Annotated in this window: 15 protein-coding genes; 1 reads left to right on the plus strand and 14 read right to left on the minus strand. The window is 54.6% G+C overall.

Annotation, left to right across the window (positions count from 1 at the left end; all coding sequences use genetic code 11):
- Nucleotides 1–67: 67 nt before the first annotated feature.
- From BM258_RS12505 to BM258_RS12520, 4 genes are all read right to left on the minus strand, one after another.
- Nucleotides 68–1939 carry an aspartate ammonia-lyase gene (locus BM258_RS12505; RefSeq protein WP_090072762.1) on the minus strand — a complete coding sequence of 624 codons (1872 nt, stop codon included), beginning with the start codon at nt 1937–1939 and terminating at the stop codon, nt 68–70.
- Between the two features lie 297 nt (nt 1940–2236).
- Nucleotides 2237–3373 (minus strand): M20 family metallopeptidase, encoded by a 1137-nt coding sequence (locus BM258_RS12510; RefSeq protein ID WP_090072764.1) that lies wholly within the window; start codon nt 3371–3373, stop codon nt 2237–2239.
- Nucleotides 3374–3484: 111 nt separating this feature from the next.
- A complete protein-coding gene (gene dcuC, locus BM258_RS12515) occupies nt 3485–4858 on the minus strand; it encodes a C4-dicarboxylate transporter DcuC (RefSeq protein WP_090072766.1) in 1374 nt (457 codons plus the stop codon).
- A gap of 160 nt (nt 4859–5018) precedes the next feature.
- Nucleotides 5019–5885: an alpha/beta fold hydrolase gene (locus tag BM258_RS12520; protein WP_090072768.1), complete on the minus strand. Its 867-nt coding sequence runs from the start codon at nt 5883–5885 to the stop codon at nt 5019–5021.
- Nucleotides 5886–6024: 139 nt separating this feature from the next.
- Here BM258_RS12520 and BM258_RS12525 point away from each other — a divergent pair, with 139 nt between their 5' ends.
- On the plus strand, nt 6025–6954 hold the full coding sequence (locus tag BM258_RS12525; RefSeq protein ID WP_090072770.1) for a LysR family transcriptional regulator: 930 nt from the start codon (nt 6025–6027) through the stop codon (nt 6952–6954).
- A gap of 17 nt (nt 6955–6971) precedes the next feature.
- On the opposite strand, the gene BM258_RS12530 is transcribed toward BM258_RS12525, so the two are convergent.
- The 10 genes from BM258_RS12530 to BM258_RS12575 all read right to left on the minus strand — a co-directional run bounded on the left by BM258_RS12530 (nt 6972) and on the right by BM258_RS12575 (nt 17546).
- Nucleotides 6972–7787: a DeoR/GlpR family DNA-binding transcription regulator gene (locus BM258_RS12530; protein WP_090072772.1), complete on the minus strand. Its 816-nt coding sequence runs from the start codon at nt 7785–7787 to the stop codon at nt 6972–6974.
- Nucleotides 7788–8012: 225 nt separating this feature from the next.
- Nucleotides 8013–8642 carry a 3-oxo-tetronate 4-phosphate decarboxylase gene (gene otnC, locus BM258_RS12535; protein WP_090072773.1) on the minus strand — a complete coding sequence of 210 codons (630 nt, stop codon included), beginning with the start codon at nt 8640–8642 and terminating at the stop codon, nt 8013–8015.
- Between the two features lie 19 nt (nt 8643–8661).
- Nucleotides 8662–9954: a 3-oxo-tetronate kinase gene (gene otnK, locus BM258_RS12540; RefSeq protein ID WP_090073129.1), complete on the minus strand. Its 1293-nt coding sequence runs from the start codon at nt 9952–9954 to the stop codon at nt 8662–8664.
- A gap of 81 nt (nt 9955–10035) precedes the next feature.
- Nucleotides 10036–10635: a histidine phosphatase family protein gene (locus BM258_RS12545; RefSeq protein WP_090072775.1), complete on the minus strand. Its 600-nt coding sequence runs from the start codon at nt 10633–10635 to the stop codon at nt 10036–10038.
- A 52-nt stretch (nt 10636–10687) separates the two neighbouring features.
- Nucleotides 10688–11950, minus strand: a complete 1263-nt coding sequence (locus tag BM258_RS12550; RefSeq protein ID WP_090072777.1) for a TRAP transporter large permease — start codon at nt 11948–11950, stop codon at nt 10688–10690.
- Nucleotides 11951–11953: 3 nt separating this feature from the next.
- Nucleotides 11954–12427 carry a TRAP transporter small permease gene (locus tag BM258_RS12555; protein WP_090073131.1) on the minus strand — a complete coding sequence of 158 codons (474 nt, stop codon included), beginning with the start codon at nt 12425–12427 and terminating at the stop codon, nt 11954–11956.
- A gap of 127 nt (nt 12428–12554) precedes the next feature.
- The gene (locus tag BM258_RS12560) at nt 12555–13559 is read right to left on the minus strand and encodes a TRAP transporter substrate-binding protein (protein WP_090072778.1); all 1005 of its coding nucleotides are present in this window, start codon (nt 13557–13559) and stop codon (nt 12555–12557) included.
- Nucleotides 13560–13627: 68 nt separating this feature from the next.
- Nucleotides 13628–14647 carry a zinc-dependent alcohol dehydrogenase gene (locus BM258_RS12565; protein ID WP_090072780.1) on the minus strand — a complete coding sequence of 340 codons (1020 nt, stop codon included), beginning with the start codon at nt 14645–14647 and terminating at the stop codon, nt 13628–13630.
- A gap of 528 nt (nt 14648–15175) precedes the next feature.
- Entirely contained in the window at nt 15176–16438 is a 1263-nt protein-coding gene (locus BM258_RS12570; protein WP_090072782.1) for an ABC transporter substrate-binding protein, read from the minus strand.
- A 55-nt stretch (nt 16439–16493) separates the two neighbouring features.
- Nucleotides 16494–17546: an aldo/keto reductase gene (locus BM258_RS12575; protein ID WP_090072784.1), complete on the minus strand. Its 1053-nt coding sequence runs from the start codon at nt 17544–17546 to the stop codon at nt 16494–16496.
- Nucleotide 17547: the final 1 nt, after the last annotated feature.

The raw sequence follows: 17547 nt of genomic DNA on the forward strand, positions 1-17547 counted from the left end.
AAAAGGGAGGATAGCACCTGTGCTACCCTCCTTTTCATTCCATTCAGAATATGAATGCTGTGACCAATCAGGCATCGCCAGCGGAACGTGGGTCCGTCATGGTTTCCGGCTTCAAGATCTCGTCCAGTTCGTCCTGCGAGAGAAGCTTCTTCTGCAGAACCAGATCATACACCGTCTCGTTGGTCTTGAGTGCCTGCTTGGCGATTGCGGCAGACTGCTCATAGCCGATATGAGGCACCAGTGCCGTCACCAGCCCGATGCTCGACTGCACATAGCCAAGGCAGACATCCCGGTTCGCCTCAATGCCCTCGACACAGCGCGATGCCAGTGTCACACAGCCATTTTTGAGGATCATCATGCCATGCAGAAGATCATAGGCAATCAGAGGCTCACCCATGCAAAGCTCCAGCTCGCTCGCCTCGGCGGCCATGGACACCACGCTGTCATAGCCCATAACCTGATAACAGATCTGGTTCACAAGCTCCGGAATAACCGGGTTTACCTTACCCGGCATAATGGAAGACCCTGGCTGCATTGGGGGTAGATTGATTTCATTGAGGCCACAGCGCGGCCCCGAAGACAGCCACCGCAAATCATTGCAAATCTTGGAAATCTGCACCGCTGCGAGCTTGAGCATCGCCGACATCTGCACGAATTTGCCCGCATTCTGCGTTGCTTCAACCAGATTGGGGGCAAGACGCAGAGTAAAGCCGCTGACCTCTGATAGCTTTTCAACGACAAGCGGCGCATAGCCGGACGGACTGTTGATCCCCGTGCCGATCGCCGTCGCGCCCATATTGACGGCCTGCATGGCAAGTGCAGCCTCTTCAAGCGAAGCAATGGCGCCCTCGATCATGACCGCATAGGCACTGAATTCCTGCCCCAATGTCATGGGCACGGCATCCTGGTTTTCCGTGCGGCCCATTTTCAGGACATCCTGAAATTCCTCGGCCTTGCGTGCCAGTGCCCCGCGCAATGCGTTCATTGCCCGCACAAGATTGCGATTGGAAAGCAGCACCGCCAGCTTGATGGCTGTCGGGTAGGAATCATTTGTCGACTGGGAGCAGTTCACATGGTCGTTGGGATGCAGATGCCGATAATCGCCCTTGTCATAGCCCATCAATTCAAGACCGCGATTGGCGATGACTTCATTCGCATTCATGTTGGTTGAGGTGCCCGCCCCGCCCTGAAACATATCAACCTTGAAATGCTCATGCAGTTTGCCATCCAGAATTTCTTCACAAGCACCGCAAATGGCCTTCATACGCGCTTCATCAAGTCTGCCGAGCTGATAGTTGGCCAAGGCAGCCGCCTTTTTGACCATGGCCAGCGCCTCGATCATGTGATCGAAATTGTTAAGCCGCACGCCCGAGATCGGGAAATTCTCCAGCGCCCGCTGGGTCTGCACGCCGTAATAGACGGAATCTGAGATTTCCCGCGTGCCCAACGAGTCGCTCTCCTGCCGGAAGCCGCTCATCTCTACATCGAGGGTCTTGCTGGTCTGATAAAGCTTGTTGGACAAAACACGCAAGCGCCGATTGATGCCAACGGCTATCTGCGAAACAATTTTGTAGAACAGTTCAGGCTGATTGGCCTTGATGTCCTCAATCCGTTCGCGGGAGATCTGCCAGATTTTCACGCCATTGCGCGTAACGGCACCATTGGAATGGGCATCTCCCTCAAGAAAGGCTCCCTCCGCAATAAGGGCGCCGGCGATCATGGTTCCAATCTTGCGAGAGGCCCCATGCAGACCACGAACAAGCTCAAGATCTCCTTCAAGGATCACTCCGGCCCAGAGGCGCGGCGTGGATTCCTGAAAGATCCATTCATTGGCCTGATAGGTGACCACCTTCCCTTCGGAAAAGAAGACGGCCAGTTCCTCGGCTCCGATACCCGCGTTGAGCGCGGCCTGTCGGAGAATACTATTTTCGATTTTCATTTGTCTGCTCGTATAGGAAATTGGGGCAATGAGAGGTGGCCCTTACGGGCGCACGCCCAGAGAATGCCAAGGGACTCATGCAGAGACACAGGGCACGATGCCTCTTGCAGGCCAGATCTGACTTGCAAGGCAAAACAGGCTTCGAGCGGCCCTATGGGGTCGGGGGAAGGAGAGCGACTGCACTGACTCCCATAAGAAAGAGAAAAGTGCAGAAAAGCGTCCTGTCTGCATAATCAGGAATGCAAACAGGACTGCAGCACGATCCGGACGCGCGGAAGTGGGGTCTAGGGGACCGGATCAGCTGTTCTTGAAATCACGCACGATTTCAACAAGCAGGGCAAAGCGCTCGGCGATACTATCTACTTCGAGATACTCTTCACGGCTATGCGCCCGACCGCCAATCGGCCCCATGCCGTCGATGGTGGGCAGGCCAAGAGAGGCCGTAAAATTACCATCCGACCCGCCGCCGGTTTTCTGCCAGCCAAACTGAATATCAAGCGGCTTGGCAATGGCGTCGATACGGCTGCATAGTGCTTTGGTTTCTTCGGTTGCATTCATCGGCGGGCGGGTCATGCCTCCGCTTACGTCAACGCGCACACCATCGGTGAAAGGCGCTTTCTGCATTGCGTCGATGCGATCTTGCACCCGCTGTGCCTGTTCAAGGGTGACGAGCCGAACGTCAACCTCAGCCTCGGCCCGTTCCGCGATGGCATTAACGGAAGTGCCGCCGGAAACCAGACCGGCATTGAGATTAAGCCCCTCGTCAAAATCGGTCAGCTTGTGCAGCTCGATCACCCAATGGGCAAGCTCGTTGACAGCACTGGCCCCATTTTGCGGGTCAACACCGGAATGGGCTGCCTTGCCATGAAAGGCCAGGTGATAACGGCTGCATCCCTTGCGCTCATAGACAAGATCACCATTGGCGCGGGCGGGCTCAAGAATGAAGGCCCGCTTACTTTTCGCAGCCAGAGCCTCAATCCATGGGCGAGCCTTGCGAGACCCGATTTCCTCATGGCTGTTGAACGCAACGCAGATCGAGGGCATATCTTCGCCACTTTCATGCAAGGCGCGCGCAAGATAGAGCGCAAACAGATCCCCTGCCTTCATATCCATGACGCCGGGCCCATAAGCCCGACCATCCTCGATGCGGAAAGGTCTCTCTGCAGCGGTTCCTTTCGGGAAGACCGTGTCCACATGACCCAGAATGAGGATGTCGAATGTGTCTTCGGCATTTGGGCTGCGCATTTCCAGACAAGGTGCCAGAGCGTCATCAACCTCATGGCTGGACACCTGCCATCCAAGCTTTGAGAATTCCTCGGTAAAAAACTCCGAAACCTTGAGAACGCCGGCCCTGTCGTGGCTGCCACTGTCGATATTGACCAGAGTTTCAAGGTCTTTGAGATAACTCTCGATATCAAGTGGTGTCCTGTTCATATTCGTCTCTTTCAGACCAGTCCCCAAAGGGGTGCCGGTCGATTTCACACGTTGGGAATGGGAGTTGAAAGGGAAGTGAGAGCCCCACTTCCCCATTTTTGAGCATGATCCTTAGGCAAAGATCACGGAGATGAGGACCACGGTTACGATCCCGCCAACAACCGGCAGTGCAGTGCGCTTGACGATATCGATCGGGGTACAATTGCCCGCATCACTCACTGCGATGATGACACCGGCGACCGGGGACATGGAGCGCGCCAGACCAGCGACCAGCTGCATCGGCAGCAGCATGGAAACAGCCGTTGCACCAAAGCTGGAAGCAATATTGGGAGCCAGATGCCCAAAGGAGAAGAAGGCCGCATTGCCAGAGCCGGTAATAACGGCAATCACAGTCACCATCAGGCACATGACGATGGTCATGGCGGTGATGCCAAAACCGGCATTCTGCGCCGCATCGATGAGGAAGTTGACCATGCCGATGGTCTTCAGACCGGCAGCAAAGACTTCCGCACAAACGATCAGGCTGACGATGCGGGCAAACATCTTGCCCATGCCATCAAAAAAGGCCATGAAGCCCTTGGCAGCATCCTTGCCATTGCGGTGCCGGATCAGCTCGCAAACGAAGGCAAACAGGGCGCCGATGATCATGGCAGTCACCACATTGAGCTTCACAGAGCTGACCAGCAGCTTGGAGAAGATCAGGATCAGGGACAACGGAATGATCGGCAGCAACGCATAGAAGGTTGGAGCCCGCTTGATGCTCTCATTTTCTGAAACCTCGCTTGCTTCTTCAGCCGTAGCCACATGACCGGCCTTGCCATCGAAATAGCGACCGGACACATAGGTCAGCAGCGAAATGACGATGATTGCCGCAATACCGACCGGAATCTGATGCTGGGCAAAATAGACAGCCACATCAAGTTCGGAAGTTTTGGCAGCCAGGTTGGAAGCGCCCGATGCCGGACCAAGGTCAAGCACGGCAGTGGTGCCGATCATGGCAGCGGCTGCGGCAGCGCTCACTCCGAGACGCACCAGCGTTGGGTAGAAGGTCACCAGCAAGAGCATGGCAAGACCAGCCGCACTTGGAATGAAAATGTTGAGTACCTGCCCAACAGCATAGCCCAGAGCCAGAACGACATAAGGCGCATTCAGCAGCTTGAGCGGGCGAATAGCCACATCAACCATAGCATCGGTTGCGCCGATATGGTCCATATATTTGGCAAAGCCGCCAGCAGACATAATGATCAGACCGAGGCCCGCTGCACGATAGGCAAGAGAACCGCGGACATAGTCGAAAATGTCAAACAGGGACAGTCCCGTGCTTTTGGCATTTTTGAACAGAATGGATGTTTCTGGCTGAACCAGCAGCGTGAGGCTGAGCAGCAGCAAGCCTGCGATCAGCAGCACTGTGTGGGCCTGATACTTCTTGATGATGAGCCAAGCCACCACCACGGTAATCACTAGGCCGATTAAAAATCCGGTCATGGATTTCCTCCTTTTTTGTCGCGGCCATTGCCATGGTCAGTCGGCATGTACGCGATTTCGCTATTTTTGTTATTTGGTGCCGCTGTTTAAGAAGAAGTTTTTTAACAAGCTTCGATCCGACACGGCTGAAAGTTGGACAAAAGAGCCGCCCTCTTGCGGACTAGCGCGCTTTTGTCAAGTCCGTTTCTTCGATGAGAAACGCGGTTATGGCCCTTTCGTAACTATCAGCATCCTCCAGATAGGGGGCATGTCCGACATTGGGCAAAGTTTCATGAAGCGCAAAAGGTGTAAGCTCTTTCAGCTCAGCGCTAAGAGCGGGCTGAACAACAGGATCGCGTTCCGCAAACAGCACCTTGGTAGGCACTTCGATATGCTGGTAATGCGGGCGCAGATCGGCAAATTGCAGCATGCGGGTCGCCGTAAACAGGCCGTCCGGCCGCGTGCCAGCGGCCACATGAGCAGCCACCTCCAGCAAGAAAGGATCGATGGGATGGGCAACCATGGCGCCAGCCCTTTCGCGCCCATAGGCAACTGCCCCCTCTTCCTTGAGCGCTACCATGCGATCCTGAAGCTTCTGCGTTGGCGGCGTATCGCGAGGCGCACCATAACCGGGATGGGTACAGGAGAGCACGAGCCGGGAGACCGGCTGGCGGGGGGCTGCCGCCAGCCGGGCTGCCAACACGCCGCCCATGGAATGGCCGACCAGAACTGGCGCAACAAGACCAAGCGCTGAAATGAAGCCCTGCAATTGTTTGACGAACAGCTCGATATCGGGGTCTTCGACCCCATCGGACTGACCATAGCCGGGCGCATCCCAGGAGATCACCCGATAACGGTTCGACAGGCCCAGCAGCTGAAGCACCCAGCTATCAGCGCTCCCCAAAAGGCCGTGCAGGAAAAGAATAGGTGTCCCCTCCCCCATGGCGCGATAGGAAACCGAAAGGCCATTGACATCAATGCTCTGACGGTCGGGAAGACGCGCTATTAGGGCGTCGACGCTTGATGGGCGGGGAGAAAGAACTGACATTGGCGAACTCGACTTGATAGGCGGAAAAAAATGCGGGGGAACAAATGACTTCCGACCAATATAGTTCTTATTGAGTTATAGCGCTTATGCATATACTATATGAGAATATAAAATTAACTGATATTAGACTGGTTATATAATGAACATTAAGGCCTTGATGGCGTTTCAGGCGGTGATTACCGAGGGGTCTGTGAGCGGGGCAGCCCGCGCCATGCATTTAAGCCAACCGGCCGTCAGCCGCCTTATTGCCATTCTGGAAGCCGAGTTGCGGCTGACCTTGTTCAAGCGCGAGAAAAAGCGCCTCCGCCTGACAGAGGAAGGCGCCGCCTTTAACCGTGAAGCGCATCGTATATTGGCGGGCCTCAGGGAGATCCCGGCCATTGCCGATGAAATCCGCGCCCATCGCCCCAAGCGGCTGAGAATGGTGACCATGCCCCGCACGGCACTTTCGGTTGTGGCACCAAGCGTGGCGCGATTTTCAAAGGAATACCCCGAGGTCAAACTGTCGCTGGATGTGCGATCGCACCGCGATATCGAAAGCTGGATCAATGGACGGGAATATGATCTCAGCTTTGGCAATGTACCCATCAGCTTCCGTTCGGCCAGAAGCACACCGCTGGTCAGGGCCGTATTTGAAGTGTTGATGCCAGCCGACCACCCCTTCACCAAGAAAACACATGTGACGCTAGAAGATCTGGCAGGCGAAACTCTGGTGCAGAATTTTCCGGGCATGCTGCTCCGACGCCAGACCGACATGATGTTCGATGCGCAAAGCATCCGGATCGAGAAGGAAATTCTTGCGGGAACATCCCAGATAACCGAGCATCTGGTAGCGCATGGTGCCGGGCTAACCATCATCGACAGGCTCAGCACGCTGGCTATGGACCGCAGCCTTGTCACCACAAGGCCTCTGCTTCCTGAACGATGGGTCTCATTCGGGGTTATTCGTCACTGCGAGGACGATCCCGACCCGATGGTCAACACGCTCGTCGACATGCTGCGCGACAAGATCGAGGACTATGCGGTTCCCGGCTCGATCATTCCGGTGCCTCCCGAAGAGCAGCCCTAAAAGCAGACCATCATGCTCTAGGCCGACGCCCCTTCATCAAGATCTTCGTCATCAATGACAGGATCAACAAGCTTGAGATTGACCCCGGTTCGCACAAGATGCTCCTGTATGTCAGGAGACAGGGCACTATCGGTGATCACGGCATCCAGCTCTTGCAGCTTGATGACATTGAAAAAGCCCACTTTGCCGAATTTCGAGGTGTCCGTCACCAGAACCGTGCGCTCGGACGCTTTGATCGCCGCGATCTTGACGGCAATTTTGGCTTCATTGGGCGTAGACATCCATGTTTCATTCCACGATGAGGAGGAAAGAAAGGCAAGGTCGATATTCAGACCACTGATAACGCGTGAAGTCAGCTCGCCGATGCAGGATTTATTTTCGCGCAGCACTTCACCACCCGTATGATAAAGGCGACAGCCCGAGTTCAGCATAAACTGATTGATGACCGTGAAGTCATTGGTCACCGCGATAATGGAATCACGCAGCTCGGGCCGTTTGACGATTTCCTCGGCAATCGCAAGACAGGTCGTGCCGGCATCGAAATAGATGGCACTGCCCGGTCGCACCATTTTCACAGCTTCCCGTGCAATGGCCGTTTTCTCGGCATGCTGAAGGGTGCGCTTTTCACTCATCGGCAATTCAGTAAAGAAGCGCCCCACACGCTCCGCACCGCCAGAAACCAGCGTCAAATGCCCCTGGCGCTCCAGCAACTGCATGTCGCGTCGAACCGTCATCTGGGAAACATCGAGTATCTCAGCCATTTCGGCAAAACTGATCATGCCTTTGGTTTCAATCGCCTGACGAATACGACGTTGTCTTTCAGCAGGTATCATCGGTATACCTCTTTTTGCGGGAACAAAGCCCGGCCCAGTCTTGCAGTCACACCCAAGGTTTTCAGCAGTGATTAGACAAATGCACGCCAAGCGCAAGTGTCATTCTTAACAATGCAACCTTCAGTTTACAAGTTCATGCAATGCGTTCGCCTTGCGCCATAAAAAGGCGGACGCAAAGCTTCCCATTGCCCTTGTTTTCTTTGCCCCGGATTGCTCCCCGGACTACTACTGCCTAAGTTCGGCCACTTCAGCTTCATTCAAATAATGAAGCGGTTTTCCATCAAGCAGGAAGAACAGCTTGGCTGTTTCTTCCAGTTCCTCAGCATTGCCAACGGCTTCTTCTATGGTTTTTCCCAAAACCACCACGCCATGGGACGCAAGCAGAAAGGCATTGACCGGATGCTTCCTGGCCAGACTTTCAAGATCCCGCGCAATCTCAGACGCACCGGGGCGATAATATGGCACGACAGGCAAATACCCAACCCGCATAACATAGTAGGGCGTAAAAGCCCGTAAGGCATTGTCTCTATCCAGATTCTCAAGGCATGACAATGCCGTAAGATAGGTGGAATGCAAATGCACGACAGCCCCGATATCCGGCCGCACTTCATAGAGCCCCTTATGGAAGGCGAATTCCTTTGATGGCCGATAGTCGCTGATCAGAGTTCCATTCTTATCGAATTCAGCCAGCTTGTCAGGATCAAGACGCCCCAGACTGCTGCCTGTTGGCGTAACGATAAAGCCTCCGCTCTCCGTTCGAACCGAAACATTGCCGGCACCGCCCACGGCATAGCCGCGATCATACAGGCTTGCGCACAGACTGCACATCTGGGTGATTGTGTCTTGGTTGGTCATGATGCTCACCTCTTTATTGTTATTTGTCAGCCAAGTTCAATCCGGCCAGCGCTTCCGGCATCTGACAATCGAAGAAGAAGGTCTCCGCGCCAAAATTGCCTGATTTGAGAGCCAGCGAATAGGGTTTATCGATGGCTCGTACCCATGGCACACCCGGAGCGATCTGAGGGCCAATTGCAAACCCGGAAAGCGCCAACGCCTTGACGGCAGCCCCTGATGTTTCCCCTCCGGCAACGACAAAGCGCGTGGTGCCCTGCTCTGCCAGAATGCCCGAGACAACGGCAAAGGTCTGCTCAATGGCGTTGGATGCCTTCGCGCCATATTTCTTCTGAATGGTCTGCAACGTTTCAGGGTCAGCTGTAGCATGCAGCATGGGGGAAAGACTGTCCGGCCCGGATGGCTGATCCAGCACCCATGCGGCCAGTTCCTTGCCATACCCTTCAGCATTGGCCATGCAGCGCTCCGGTTCGACAGCGCGTGACGGGGCTTTGGCTTTATAAAGAGCGACCTGCCGGTTGGTCATCGTGGAGCAGGACCCGGCAAGAACAACCCCCCGTCCCGGTTGGGCGGCCCCCGCTTTTGCCGCATCTTCCGCGTCCGCCAGATCGGGCTGTTTCAGGGCTCTGGCTATACCTGCCCCCAAGCCTGACCCGCCGGTTACGAGCGGCATGTCCATGACGGCTTCACCAACAATATCCAGATGGGTATCCGTAATGCTGTCCAGCACCATATAGCGTTTGCCCTCTGCGCGTGCAGCTTCCAGCGCCGCTTTGACTGCCTTGACACCCTCATCGATGATTTCTGCGGGAACAACCCCACAGCGCCCCGCAGACTGGGCTTCCATCAGGCGCATCAGACTGCTGTCTGTCATGGGGGTGATGGGGTGGTTACGCATGCCAGATTCTTCCAGCAGCACGCCATTGACGAACAGATAGCCATTATAAATCGTACGACCATTGATCGGCAAAGCGGGGCAAACCACCGTCAGGCTGTCATCAAGGGCATCCAGCAGAGCATCAGCCACGGGGCCGATATTGCCTTCTTTGCTGGAATCGAAGGTGGAGCAGTATTTCTGGAAAATCCGCTTGCACCCTTTCGCGCGCAACCATTCAAGGGCTTGCAGACTTTCTGCAATCGCTTCGTCGGCGGGACAGGATCGCGACTTCAACGAAATCACGATGGCTTCTGCATCCACCTCGATGTCGTCTGCGGGGACCCCGATCAACTGTGTCGTAGCCATCCCATTGGCAACCAGAAATCCGGCGATATCGGTCGCACCGGTGAAATCGTCAGCAATCACGCCCAATAACAAGCTCATCTTTCCATTCCTTTGTCTTACGCTTGAAGCTTCGCTCTGGCGGCATCTTGGCACGCAGGGCGAAGTTCACGTCCATCACGACAGGCCTTCCACGGCCAATTCGGTCAAATGTCCTTCATGAAAGCACCAGATGGCATCCTGCGGCACATTTGAGATCATCGCTTCTTCGGGCGTCATGCTCGTCAGAAGCCCTCGGAAAACCCGCCCGATCATGCCATGAGCGATCACCAGGATTGCGCTTTCGGTGCGCTCGCCGAGCCATTCCCTGACGCGACTCGCAGCAAGCTCGAACCCTTCGCCATCCGGGCTGTAAAAGCCCCAGGCAGAGCGCGGGATGTCAGCGAGTGCCTCCCCGTGAAAACGGGCAATCTCCTCGCCGGTCCACCCCTCCCAGGAGCCAAGCCCCACTTCTTTGACGCGCGGTTCCAGCATGACCGGTCCCAGAGCCACCTCCTCTGCAATCAATGCAGAGGTGGCCACTGCTCGCCCAAGCGGGCTAACCCAGGTGGGCAGATTATCAGCCCCCACTCTGGCAAGGGCACGTCCTGTCTGCTTGGCCTGCGCCCGGCCCTTGGCGGTCAGCAGTGAATCTTGCTGGCCCTGCATCCGGTCATCACGGTTCCACTCGGTCTCGCCATGTCGCACCAGATAAATCTTGGCTGTCATGTCGATCATGCCTCTCTGTTTTCTCTTGCAAGGATCCAGCAATCTGCTTTGCCCCAAGGCATCAGGATGCCCATGTGGTAAAGGCGGGAACGAAGGTCACAAGCATCAGGACCGCAATCATGATCATCCAAAAGGGAACAAAACTCTTGGTCAGCTTGAGCGCCGGAACCCCGGAAATGTTCGCCGCGACATACATGGCAGTCCCAACCGGTGGCGTCAGCAGGCCAATCGTGAGGTTGATAACCATGACAAGGCCGAACTGAACCGGATCGATGCCAAGGCTTGATGCAACAGGCCCGAGGATGGGCGTCAGCAACAGAATGGCCGGTCCGCTGTCGATAAACATGCCAACGATGAGCAGCATGACGTTGATGAGAAGCAACAGAACATATTTATTGTCCGTCAACGACAGGATCTTGCCTGCTAGATATTGCGGGATCTGCTCACTGGTCAGCAGCCAGCCGAAAAGGGACGTCGAAGCGATGATGGCCGAGATGACAGCCGTTGCAATAGCTGCCTCCATGCAGATCCGCGGTATCTTGGCAAGGGTGATTTCCTTATAGACAAACATGCCAACAAACAGCGCGTAGACAGACACCACTGCGCCACCTTCAGTCGGGGTAAAGATGCCCATCCGGATACCGCCGATTATGATGATCGGCATCATCAGAGCCCAGCTAGCATCCTTGAAGCGGCGGCACTTTTCCTGATGGCTCACCTTGCCTTCTTTGGGATAGCCCTTTTTGCGCGCGAAATAATAGGAGTAGGCCAGAAAGCCCAGACCGATAAGCACACCTGGCGCAATGGCGGCCATAAACAAGTCGCCGATCGATGACTGCGTTGCAACACCATAGATGATGATGGCGATGGATGGAGGAACAATCAGCCCGATACTGCCCGAGCAAGCCACAAGCGCCGCAGAGAAGCCAGCATCATATTTGCGATCTTTCATTTCGGGGATCATAACAGAGCCCAGAGCAGCCACATCAGCCACGCCCGAGCCGGAGATGCCCCCCATGATAACACCACTCAGCGAAACAACATGGCCTAGACTGCCCCGCACATTGCCAACGAAGGACAGGGTAAAATTGATAATCCGGCGCGTAATGCCCCCATGCCCCATCAGGGAACCGGCCAACATGAACAGCGGAATGGCCATCAAGGGAAAGGAATCCACGGCGGTAAACATGCGCTGTCCGAAAAGGGCAATTGGAAAGCCCTTGTAGAAAATCGCAGCGACAGAAGCCAGCGCCAGTCCGAAACCGACAGGCAGGCCGAGAACGAGGAAGAAGGCAAATCCGCCAAACAAGATCAAGCCAAGCACTGTTCAGTCCTCCAATTTGGCGGTCAGGTGGCCCCAAACCGCGCGCAATGCGAAATAGCCAAGGGCAATCCCGCTGAAGGGGATGACCAGATAAACGAGATACATGGGCAAATCCAACGCCGGACTGCGTTGGTTCATGCCGAATTTCATCAGGGCAATGCCGCCAAAGAACAAGGAAATCGCCAGAATGAAGATGAAGGATGTATTGATGACTGCAAGCACCCGGCGCGGGGCGGGAGACAGAATATCGGAGAGAATATCGAGCGCGACATGCGCACCCGAGCGAAAGGCCGCCGCCAGACCGAGAAAGGAAATCCAGACGAAGACATACCGTCCGACTTCTTCAGACCAGCTCAGAGAATGATGCATCAGATAGCGTGCAACGACCTGCGTGAAGGTAAGGCCCATCATGACGAACATGAGGCTTGCTATGGTCCAGAGCAGCGTTCGGTGAATAAATGTGTCTAGCTTTTCCATGATGGCTCCTCCGCCGTCTTTCAAATCGTGGAAAATGGGCCACCGCACTGGTTCTTCAGGCCGCAGAGGAGCAAATGCTCGATCAGCAAAAAGGATGCAGCGCGATGGCGAGGATCAGATCCGACTATTACCGGCCCAGGGTTTTCTGGATGCGATTATAGAGGTCGAGATTGACGTCCTTGGCAAAAGCTTCATGGGCTTTTGTCGCCGCAGCCGCAATCGGACCGTTATCAGGATGGGTAACCTGCAGACCACCATCGACCATTTCCTGCAGGAGTTTTTCAGCCTGCTCGCTAACAGCCTTGTTTTCTGCTTCGGTTGCAGCGGCGGCAGCTTCGGTGACGATTTTCTGCTGTTCTTCTGTCAGCTGCTGCCAGCGGACATTGCTCATCGCGATAGTGACATACTCATATTTGTGATCGGTGAAGGCGATATATTTCTGCACTTCGTTGATGCGACCACCATAGATGAACGGGATCGGGTTTTCCTGAGCTTCAATCACATTCTGCTCGAGACCGGTATAAACCTCACTCCAGGCCATTGGCGTCGGGTTGGCGCCAATTTCACGCCAGGTCGTGACCATGGCAGGAATTTCAGGCACACGGATCTTCAGCCCTTGCAGATCTTCCAGGCCGTTGATCGGCTTGTTGGAGGTCACTTCACGCGGGCCGCGATCCCACCAATTCAGGATGCGGATATTGGCTTGATCCAGCACATTCTGAGCGATCTCACCACCGATTTCACCATGAATAACGGTATTGAACTCATCTTGTGAGTGAAACAGATAGGGCAATTCGAGCAACTGGATTGAGCGTTCGAAGTTGCCAAGCACACCAGCAATCAGGCCAAAATCAACCGTGCCCATCTGCATGCCTTCAACCAGATCACGGTCACCACCCAACGTGGAGTTGGGATAGATAGCCAATGTGATCTTACCATCGGAACGGGCTTCAAGCTCTTCCTTGAATTTCTCGGCGCCAAAGTGCCACAGGTCTTTCTCAGACTGGATATGGCCCAGCTTCAGTGTGAGCACGTCATCAGCGCGGCTTTGCCCGGGAACACCCAGAGTTACCAGTGCTGCGAGGGCACAAAAGGCCAGTGGCTTTGAAGCCAGAGACAATAGACTCTTCATTTTCAAACTTCCTCCCGAAGTCAGATTGTCATTTACAGGGTTAAATCTTCTCTCGATCAACGTCCGCCTCAAAAGGTCACAACAACCTTGATGACGTCCTCTTTTTTCTGATTGAGGATGTCCAGCGCCTCCTGCGTTTGATCAAGCGGAAGCCTTTGCGTGACAAAGGCAGACAGATCGACACCGCCATTGACCATTTCGGCCGCCTTCACAAAGTCACATGTTTCATAAGTCATGGCACCGTAAACGGTTTGTTCGTTGAAAACGGTGCTGTAGCAATAGAAGGGGATCGGTTTGGTGATCATAGCCACCAGTCCGATTTCACCACGACGGCGCGTGCATGCAGAAGCCTGATCCAGAATATTCGGGGCTCCGGCGCAGACAAGCGTCAGATCAGCGCCGCGGCCATCAGTCAATTTCTTGACATTCCCCTCCACATCATCCTTCAAGGGATCATAGGAAACGATAGCACCCTGCCTGAGTGACATTTCGCGGTTGAACGGAGCCGTATCAGTCGTGATAATCTTCTTGAAGCCCATTTCACGTGCAGCAACCACGCACAGCATGCCGATGGTTCCTGTGCCCAGAATGACCACGCAATCTCGGCTTTTCATACTAGCGCGGGCCAGCGCATGCACAGCTACGGCGAGCGGTTCGGTCAACGACCCGATTTCATAGGTAACCGAATCCTCAAGCTTGAAAACGGTCTCCTCGGGCGCATTGAAATATTCAACGAATGTGCCGATCCAGTTTGGCGTGCCAGGGACTTTCTTGTTCAGGCACAGATTAACCAGATCCTGCTTGCAGAACTCACATTCTCCGCAGCCAACCTGAGGCAAAACCGTTACGCGATCGCCCTCTTTGAATTTGGTAACCTTGGAGCCAACCTTGACGACATCGCCAGCCACTTCATGGCCGAGCACTGCCGGCGGCTTGCGAAAGGCGTGTGTCCCTTTGAACAGATGTAGGTCGGAGCCGCATACTCCGGCAACCTTCACCTTGATCAGGACATCATCATCCTTGAGTTCAGGCTCCGGCACGTCCTGGATTTCGACTGTCTCGGTATCGACGACCAATGCTGCTTTCATGAAAATTCTCCTTAACGACAAGATTGTGCAAGCCGGGTGCAGAGATCGAAATGCGCTGCTGAGATCTCTGCACCCTTAGGAGGGAAGGACTATTTTGACACGAGGGGAGCTGTCACATGACCGAGCGGTCACATGTTGGTTCCTCCCTGTATCTATATGCATAAGGCCATTGGACACAGCGCTGCCTTCAGGCAAATGAGCACTGTCGAGCATGTACCATTCGTGGAAACACTTTAGCCATCAGAGACTTAAGATCATGACCCTGCAAACCGACTGGGTTTGGGAAGCAGAGCCAATTCCTCCTGATCCGTTCATCTCGCAACAGCGTTTTGCATATCTTCACACATACTATCAATTTTTCACAGCTTGACAATCAGTATATTCTCATAATTTTACATTTGTTTTCACTTTTTAACACACCCAATGTAATTGCTCGCATAAATCCGTCTTTTGCCGCCAACGCAACGGCAACAAAAAAGGCTGGAGGACTTGCCTCCAGCCTTTCAGTCTCAAGCATCTATTCAAAAATTACTGGTTTGCTTTGGCCTTGATCTCGGCCACTTCATCAGCCTGCATCATGCCGGTGGTTTCAATGGTCCCGTCAGCAATCTTCCAGAGACGGAACGGCCCGGTGATATCGCCATACTGGTCAAATCCGACCGGTCCAATCACACCTTCATAGCGAATTTTCTCGCCCTTCTTGATCAGGTCCAGAGCTTTCTTGAATTCTTCCGGACCAGCATAGATCGGCGTACCTTCAGTGCCAGTGACGTCAAAGATAGCATCTCGAATCTTGTCTGCCTTTGCTTCGCCAGCCTTGGCAATGGCAAGACCGACAATCGCTCCCGCATCATAGGAGCGGTCTGCAGCAGGTGCATCTGGAGCAATGCCGCCGGAGAAGTCTGCAAAATTATCGTAGAAATATTTGGTCGAAGCAGTCTCATCCGTACCAGAGGAGGTGCCATAGGCTTCATTGAGATATTGAGCGCCGACAGCCTTGATGAAGTCGGATGAGTTCATGCCATCGTTGAGCAGGAATTTCTGCGGGCCACCATTGGAAATCCAAGCGCGAGCAATCGTGGCACCATCAACCGGATAGCTGACTAGATAGAGTGCTTCGGGCTCACCGGAAAGCGCCGCGGTGGCTTCGGAAGAATAGTTGGCCTGCTTTTCGTTATACGGGGTTACCGAGGTGATTTCACCACCAAGTGCTTTGAAGGTGGCGGAGAATTCGCGCATCATGTTGACGCCGAAGTCATTGTTGACGTGAATGATGGCGAGCTTTTTAAGGCCCTGATCAATGGCATATTGCGCGGCTGCCGTGCCCTGTAGCGCATCAGAGGTGATCGTGCGGAAGAAATAGCCACCTGTCTTTCCTTCCTTGCCCAGCTGGGTGAGCGTCGGAGAAGATGAGGCCGGAGAGACCTGAACCACCTTCGCAGGGGCTGTTACGGAAGTAAGGATCGGCAGGGAAACCGAGGAGATGATGCCACCGATAACCACCGGCACATGCTTGATATTGACCAGCTGCGTTGCCTGATCCACGGCCACGTTGCCCTGGCTCTGGCTATCGCGCGTATCAGCTGTCAGGGTGCAGCCCAAAACGCCGCCCGCTTCGTTGATGTCCTTGAAGGCCATCTCAACGGCCTTTGCGCCAGCCTGCCCATAGACACCGGCCGGGCCTGTCAATTCCATGACCATACCGACTTCAACATCGCACGCCACGGCAGGTGCCATGCATGCTCCAAGCCCCGCCAGAACGGCCAACGGTGCTAAATATGATTTCTTCATTTTACACTCCTGTAGGAAGGGGCCCATCTCGGGCCTGTTTGGCGAAGGCTTAAGCCTATTCTTTATTGAGATTATATTTCATGATGGATCCGTGCCGACCAAACCGATCGCGCTCGAGGCTATAGACATCTCCCTCAAGCGGTGTCGACTGAGATAGGATGGTGTCAATGGCGGCCATATCATCGGGCGTTAGCGTCACCGCACCGATGCCCAGATTGGCAGCTAGATGGCTGCGATTGCGCGCGCCAACAATCACGCCAGCAACGGCGGGCCTTGCCAGAATAGCGGCAGAGGCGATGGTCGAGATGTCCGTGTCATGCCGGTCAGCAATGGTCCGCAGGGACTGCAACAGCGATTGGAAAAGATCCCAGCCACCGAAGTCCTCGATGATCAGTTTGTATTTGATCAGGGACCGGTTCTCCAAATCACCTTCTGGTTCAGCCACGCCAAGCCAACGGTCCGAAAGGAATCCGCCTGCAACCGTGCCATAGCAGAGAAAATGAAAATCATGCTCGGTCGCAAGCGCGGCCATGCGTTTTTCGGGCCGATGATCGAGCAGGGAATATTGTAGCTGTATCGTGGTCAGCGGCAATCCATCAGCCTTCATGCTTGCAACATGGTCACTATCGAAATTGGTGCAGCTGAGGAACCGCAAGCGGCCCTCCTGCTGAAATTCGTGGAGCCAATGCATCGTCTGCAGCCAATCGCCCTGCTCATAATCCCACCAGTGAAACTGCACTAGGTCAAGACGCTCCACACCCAGACGGGCACGCGAACGGTCAATGGTTTCCTGCAGCAGCGGGCGGGTAAGACGGGAGAGCTTGTCCAGATCCGGCACGCATTTGGTATGGACATGAATGGCATCCAACGCCTCGGAACCGTGCTTGTCTGCATAGGCTTTGCGGAAGGCGCCGATGATTTCCTCGACACCGGTATAGATATCGGCGCAGTCGAAGGTGGTGATTCCCGCTTCAGCGGTTGCAATCAGGTCTTCAACAGCCGCTTTCTTGTCGATCGCCCCATGCCCGCCGGCCAATTGCCATCCGCCGCGGATCACGCGCGAAATGGCATAGTCAGGGGCCAGACTGAATTTTGGAAGGGTCGTCATT

Origin of the sequence: Cohaesibacter marisflavi (assembly GCF_900115225.1) — a bacterium.
Taxonomy (GTDB): domain Bacteria; phylum Pseudomonadota; class Alphaproteobacteria; order Rhizobiales; family Cohaesibacteraceae; genus Cohaesibacter; species Cohaesibacter marisflavi.

Coding starts and splice junctions, on each gene's coding strand:
- BM258_RS12505 (WP_090072762.1), bottom strand. CDS start 1,939: ATGAAAATCGAAAATAGTATTCTCCGACAGGCCGCGCTCAACGCGGGT.
- BM258_RS12510 (WP_090072764.1), bottom strand. CDS start 3,373: ATGAACAGGACACCACTTGATATCGAGAGTTATCTCAAAGACCTTGAA.
- BM258_RS12575 (WP_090072784.1), bottom strand. CDS start 17,546: ATGACGACCCTTCCAAAATTCAGTCTGGCCCCTGACTATGCCATTTCG.
- otnC (WP_090072773.1), bottom strand. CDS start 8,642: ATGACCAACCAAGACACAATCACCCAGATGTGCAGTCTGTGCGCAAGC.
- BM258_RS12560 (WP_090072778.1), bottom strand. CDS start 13,559: ATGAAGAGTCTATTGTCTCTGGCTTCAAAGCCACTGGCCTTTTGTGCC.
- BM258_RS12555 (WP_090073131.1), bottom strand. CDS start 12,427: ATGGAAAAGCTAGACACATTTATTCACCGAACGCTGCTCTGGACCATA.
- BM258_RS12570 (WP_090072782.1), bottom strand. CDS start 16,438: ATGAAGAAATCATATTTAGCACCGTTGGCCGTTCTGGCGGGGCTTGGA.
- BM258_RS12520 (WP_090072768.1), bottom strand. CDS start 5,885: ATGTCAGTTCTTTCTCCCCGCCCATCAAGCGTCGACGCCCTAATAGCG.
- dcuC (WP_090072766.1), bottom strand. CDS start 4,858: ATGACCGGATTTTTAATCGGCCTAGTGATTACCGTGGTGGTGGCTTGG.
- BM258_RS12545 (WP_090072775.1), bottom strand. CDS start 10,635: ATGATCGACATGACAGCCAAGATTTATCTGGTGCGACATGGCGAGACC.
- BM258_RS12530 (WP_090072772.1), bottom strand. CDS start 7,787: ATGATACCTGCTGAAAGACAACGTCGTATTCGTCAGGCGATTGAAACC.
- BM258_RS12565 (WP_090072780.1), bottom strand. CDS start 14,647: ATGAAAGCAGCATTGGTCGTCGATACCGAGACAGTCGAAATCCAGGAC.
- BM258_RS12525 (WP_090072770.1), top strand. CDS start 6,025: ATGAACATTAAGGCCTTGATGGCGTTTCAGGCGGTGATTACCGAGGGG.